Origin of the sequence: Rhodoblastus sp. (genome assembly GCF_041915505.1) — a bacterium.
GTDB lineage: Bacteria > Pseudomonadota > Alphaproteobacteria > Rhizobiales > Beijerinckiaceae > Rhodoblastus.
This window is the reverse complement of the sequence record NZ_JAYSBG010000268.1, coordinates 1-4,873: the sequence shown is the minus strand read 5'-3', so window position 1 is coordinate 4,873 and position 4,873 is coordinate 1. Positions and strand designations below refer to the sequence as shown.

Genomic DNA, 4,873 nt, shown 5'->3' with positions numbered 1-4,873 from the left:
CGGCTCGGCCGCCGAGACCCCTGCCCCACGCCGAGCAGCGCCCGCATTCCAAGCGCTTCGAGCGCCGGGACGTCGAGAATCTCGACCACGACGCCGAGTTTCTCCAACTCCTTGGCCTTGTCGGCGAAGCTTTCCGGATAGAGCAGGTTCGGCGGCAGATTGACCAGGGTGCGGGCGAGATCGACGCCGTCGGCGAGGCCCTGGATCCTAGTTATGGCCTCGGCGATCGGCGCGGCTTCGGCGCCTGCGATGCCAATATTGGCCGGGCCGCCGTTTTCGGCCTCGTCCTTCTTGTCCTTCTTGGATTTGAACTGGTCGAATTTATAGCCGCGCAGCCGCAGCCCGAGCGCGAAATCAGCCGCCGCCGCAGCGGAATCGTCCGGCGGAGTCGTGAAATCGAACAACACGCGGACCGCCTTGGCCTTGCCGAGCTTGGCGATGGCCAAACCACCAAGGCGCAGATAATCCACCTTGCCGCCTTCCTTGTCGGGGGCGGTCCCCAGCACCAGCAGCCTTTGCGCGTTCAGGCCGGCGGGGGCGAGAATGTCGAGGCTGGAGCCGATCTTGCCCTTGAACGCGGCGGCTTCGGCGGCGCGGGGAATCACGCCGGCCGCCTCGCCGAGCGCGGCGGCGGTCGCCGCGCCGAGCCCGAGCGCCGAATCGGCGAAAACCACGAGCGTATAGCCGCCGGCCTCGGGCGGCGCGGCGGCCGCCTCAGTGATCGACAGGGCGCCGAGCGCGACGGAATCGGACATGGAAACCTCTTCAGGGCATTCTGGGATTGGCAGGATAAAGCGCCGCCGGGCCGGAGCCGGGCGGCGGATATGCGGCCACTATGCGACGGCGCGGCGAAAAGGGTCAATGCGCGCTGTTTTCAAAATGTCACGGCGCCCCGGAAAGATCGGCGCAGGCGGGCGCGGTCCACAATCCGCGCCGCCAAGGCCATGGAAACGCCATGGTGCGACGAATATTGTCCAGCGCGGCGCCGATTGTGGACCGAGCCCGTCCGTCGCGGCGCCGCTTTGCCGCGGCGCCGAATTGATCTATGTGGGACGCGAGCCGGGACTGAAAGCCGAACATGCCCTTGATCGAACGCTATATCCTGAAGATTGCCGGTTCGGCCTTTCTGGTCGCGCTGGGCGTTCTGACGGCGGTGATCTGGCTGACCCAGGCGATGCGCGATTTCGACCTGATGACCACCAAGGGCCAGTCGCTGATCGTGTTCTTTCACATCACCGGCCTGATCATTCCCTCGCTGCTGATGGTGATCTCGCCGATCGCCCTGTTCATCGCGGTTCTGTTCGCCCTGAACAAGCTCAATGGCGACAGCGAGCTGGTCGTCGCCTCCTCGGCGGGCCTCTCGCCGTTTCAGCTTTTCCGCCCCTTTGCCGTGCTGATTATCGCAGTTTCGCTGTTTTCGGGCTTCATGTCGCTCTCGGCCATGCCCTGGAGCTTTCGCGCCCTGCGCAACGCCTTGACCGAAGTGCAGTCCGATTTCCTGACCCGAATCGTGCGCCCGGGCACGTTCAACATGCTGGAGCCCGGCTTGTTCTTTCATTATCGCGATCGCGGGCCCGGCGGCGCGCTGCTCGGCATTTTCATGATCGACCGGCGCGAGGAAGGCCAGAACAACGTCTATCTGGCCGAAACCGGCATCGCCACCAAGGTCGAAGACCAGAACTATCTCGTGCTGGAGACCGGCACCATCCAGCGGCAGGACAAGGGGGCCGAGACGCCGGCCATGATCGTGTTCGATTCCTATGCGCTGGACCTGAGTCATTTCGGCTCGAAGCAGGACGGCGCGCCGCTGCGCCCGCGCGAACGCACCACCTCGGACATGCTCCGTTACAATGTCGCCGATCCCTATGTCCGCGATAATGAAGGCCGTTTCCGCGCCGAACTGCATGAGCGCTTCGTCGCGCCGCTTTACGCCATGGCGATGGGAATGATCGCCTTCGCCGCGCTCGGGGCGCCGCGCACCACCCGGCAGAATCGCGGCGCGGCCATTGGCGGGGCGGTGCTGGCGACCGTGCTGATGCGCGTCGGCGGCTTCGGCGCCTCGGCCTTGATGGCGCGCGATCCCGCCGGCGTGGCGCTCTCCTATGCGCTGCCGCTGCTGGGCGCCGCGCTGGCGGGTCTTTATGCGTTCCGTTTCGCCTTCGAGCGACCTTTCCGGCGCGTGCGCGCCGTTTTCGCGGCGGCCTGAATGATCGGACCCACGCTCGGCCTCTATTTCGGTTCGCGCTTCGTCAAAAGCGTGGCCGTGGTGTTTTTCACGATTTTCGCCCTGATCTATATGGTCGATTTCGTCGAAATGCTGCGCCGGACCGGCGATAATCCCAACGCCAGCGCGACTTTAGTGGCCTGGCTGTCGCTGTTGCACACGCCCGCCGTCTCCGAGCAGATCCTGCCCTTCGCCGTCCTGTTCGGGGCGATGGCCTCGTTCATCACCCTGACCCGCAAGCTTGAACTGGTGGTGGCGCGCGCGGCCGGCGTCTCGGTGTGGCAATTCCTGACGCCGCCGATCCTGGCGGCGCTCGCCATCGGCGTTCTGGCCGTGGCCGTTTACAATCCGCTGTCGGCCATGATGAAACAGCAGGCCGACCAGATCGAGACCGGCGTCTTCAAGAGCAAGTTCCTCGCCAATGTCACCTCGATGTGGATCCGCCAGAAAAGCGTCGACGGGCAATCGATTCTGCGCGCCGAGGCCTCGTCGGACATGGGCCTGCGGCTGGCCGGCGTCTCCGCCTTCGTGTTCGACCCCAAAGGGAAATTTCTGGAACGGGCCGACGCCGACGACGCCGAGATGGGGAATGGCGAATGGCGGCTGAATCATGTCATTATAACAGCGCCCGGGGAGGAGCCGCGGAGAGCGGATGTTTACCATCTAGCGACTAATCTCCTTCCCAGTCAGGTGGTGCAGAGTTTCGTGTCGCCTGAAGCGGTGTCATTCTGGTCGCTCCCCCGCGTTGCGGAGGAGACGGAAGGCGCCGGGCTTGATGCAGTGGGGTATCGTTTGCGTTTTCAGTCCCTTCTCGCCCTGCCGGCCCTGCTTGCCGCCATGGTGCTGATCGCCGCGTCCTTTTCGCTCAAGCTGTCGCGCATGGGCGGCGTGGGCGTCTTGGTTTTGGGTGGCGTCGGCGCGGGCTTCGTGCTTTATGTCGCCACGAAACTCGTTTCCGACCTCGGGGGCGCCGGCGTGCTCAGCACGCCCGTGGCCGCTTGGTCGCCTGCGATCGTGGCGAATATGTTGGGCGCGTTGACACTCCTGAATCGCGAGGACGGCTGATGGCGATTCGCTTCCCCAGCCGCCAGACCCATCGCGCCGCCGGCCGCCTCGCGCTTGCGCGCGGCGCGATCGCGCGCGTGTTCGCCGCCGTGGCTGCCGCATTCGTCCTTTTCATCGCCGCCCCCGCCGCCCTTCGCCACGCCGAAGCGGAAACCCTGAACGACCGTTTCGCCAATTCGGCCGGCCAGAAGAAGGGGCCGATGGTCGTCGAGGCCAATAGCGTCGTCTATGACGACAAGGCGCATTCCGTCACGGCCGAGGGCGACGCCCAGATCTATTACCAGAACAAGGTGCTCGAAGCCGACCGTGTCACCTATTTCCGCGAGACCGGCCGCGTGCTGGCCGAAGGCGCCGTCAAGCTGACCGACGCCGACGGCACCGTGACCCATGCCGACAAGATGGAGCTGACCGGCGATTTCAAACAGGGCTTCGTCGACACCGTCCGCGCCGACACCAAGGAAAGAACCCATATCAGCGCCACGCGCTCGGAGAAGCTCGACGCCGACACGACGGTTTTCCACAAGGGCACCTATACCGCCTGCCCGAGTTGCGCCGAACATCCCGAGCGTCCTCCGCTGTGGCGCCTACGCGCGCAGAAGATCATCCACAAGAACAACGAGCAGATGCTCTATTACGAAGGCGCGACCTTCGAGCTTTACGGCTATCCGATCGCCTATCTGCCGTTCTTCTCAACCGCCGATCCCAGCGTGACCCGCCAGTCGGGCTTCCTGGCGCCCCGGATCGGCTATAAGTCGACCCTGGGCAATGGCTTCGGCGTGCCCTATTTCTGGGCGATCTCGCCCAATATGGACCTTACTGTCACGCCGATGTATTTCAGCCGGCAGGGCCTGTTCGGCGATGTCGAATTCCGCCACCGCCTCGACAACGGCTATTATTACATTCAGGCCAGCGGCATCCATCAGAACGACGATTCCGCCTTCGCGGCGCAACCCTGGGGCTCGGGCAACCAGACCAATCGCGGCGAAATCACCTCGCAGGGCACGATCTGGCTGAGCCAGAACTGGAAATTCGGCTGGGACATCGCGCGCGTCTCCGACAAATGGTTCATGAACGATTATAACCTGCCGAATCCGGTGCTTAACGGGAATTTCTTCCGCGAGACCTCTTCGACGATCTATCTGACCGGTCAGGGCGAGCGCGGCTATTTCGACCTGCGCGGCTTCTCGTTCCAGGGCCTGTCGAATTTCGACTACCAGCCGCAGCTCGCCGCCGTCTGGCCGATCTGGGACTATAACAAGGCCATCGATCTCGCGCCGGAGAAGACCCACGGGATCGGCGGCCAGATCACGATCGACGCCAATTTCACCAGTTCGTCGGCCGCGCTCGCCTCCTATCAGCAGGTCGGCGCGATCTCGCTCGACGACCAATATGGCCTGCATCCGGTCTGCGTGAACCCGGCCACCAACAAGCCCGACTACACGCCGGGTTCGTGCCTCGTGCGCGGCATCGGCGGCAGCTACACCAGCGGCACGATCGAGCTGTCGTGGCAGCGCAAATATATCGACCAGTTCGGCGAGGTCTTCACGCCCTTCGCCTTCCTGCGCGCCAACGGCAATTATCTCA

4 protein-coding genes are annotated in these 4,873 nt (G+C 64.3%); 3 read left to right on the top strand and 1 reads right to left on the bottom strand.

What is annotated here, in order from left to right; genetic code table 11:
- The coding region (locus tag ACE3S9_RS14790) for a M17 family peptidase N-terminal domain-containing protein (RefSeq protein WP_374547246.1) at positions 1-755 on the bottom strand (755 nt) is incomplete at its 3' end.
- Positions 756-1,078: 323 nt separating this feature from the next.
- Here ACE3S9_RS14790 and lptF point away from each other — a divergent pair.
- The 3 genes from lptF to ACE3S9_RS14775 form a co-directional block, all read left to right on the top strand.
- Positions 1,079-2,206: an LPS export ABC transporter permease LptF gene (gene lptF, locus ACE3S9_RS14785; protein ID WP_374547245.1), complete on the top strand. Its 1,128-nt coding sequence runs from the start codon at positions 1,079-1,081 to the stop codon at positions 2,204-2,206.
- Entirely contained in the window at positions 2,207-3,289 is a 1,083-nt protein-coding gene (gene lptG / locus ACE3S9_RS14780) for an LPS export ABC transporter permease LptG (protein WP_374547244.1), read from the top strand.
- A partial coding sequence (locus ACE3S9_RS14775) for an LPS-assembly protein LptD (protein ID WP_374547243.1) occupies positions 3,289-4,873 on the top strand: 1,585 nt, incomplete at its 3' end. The genes lptG and ACE3S9_RS14775, both read left to right, overlap by 1 nt.

What these genes read in the sequence shown, in the direction of transcription:
- lptG (WP_374547244.1), top strand. Translation starts at nt 2,207, where the DNA reads ATGATCGGACCCACGCTCGGCCTCTATTTCGGTTCGCGCTTCGTCAAA.
- lptF (WP_374547245.1), top strand. Translation starts at nt 1,079, where the DNA reads ATGCCCTTGATCGAACGCTATATCCTGAAGATTGCCGGTTCGGCCTTT.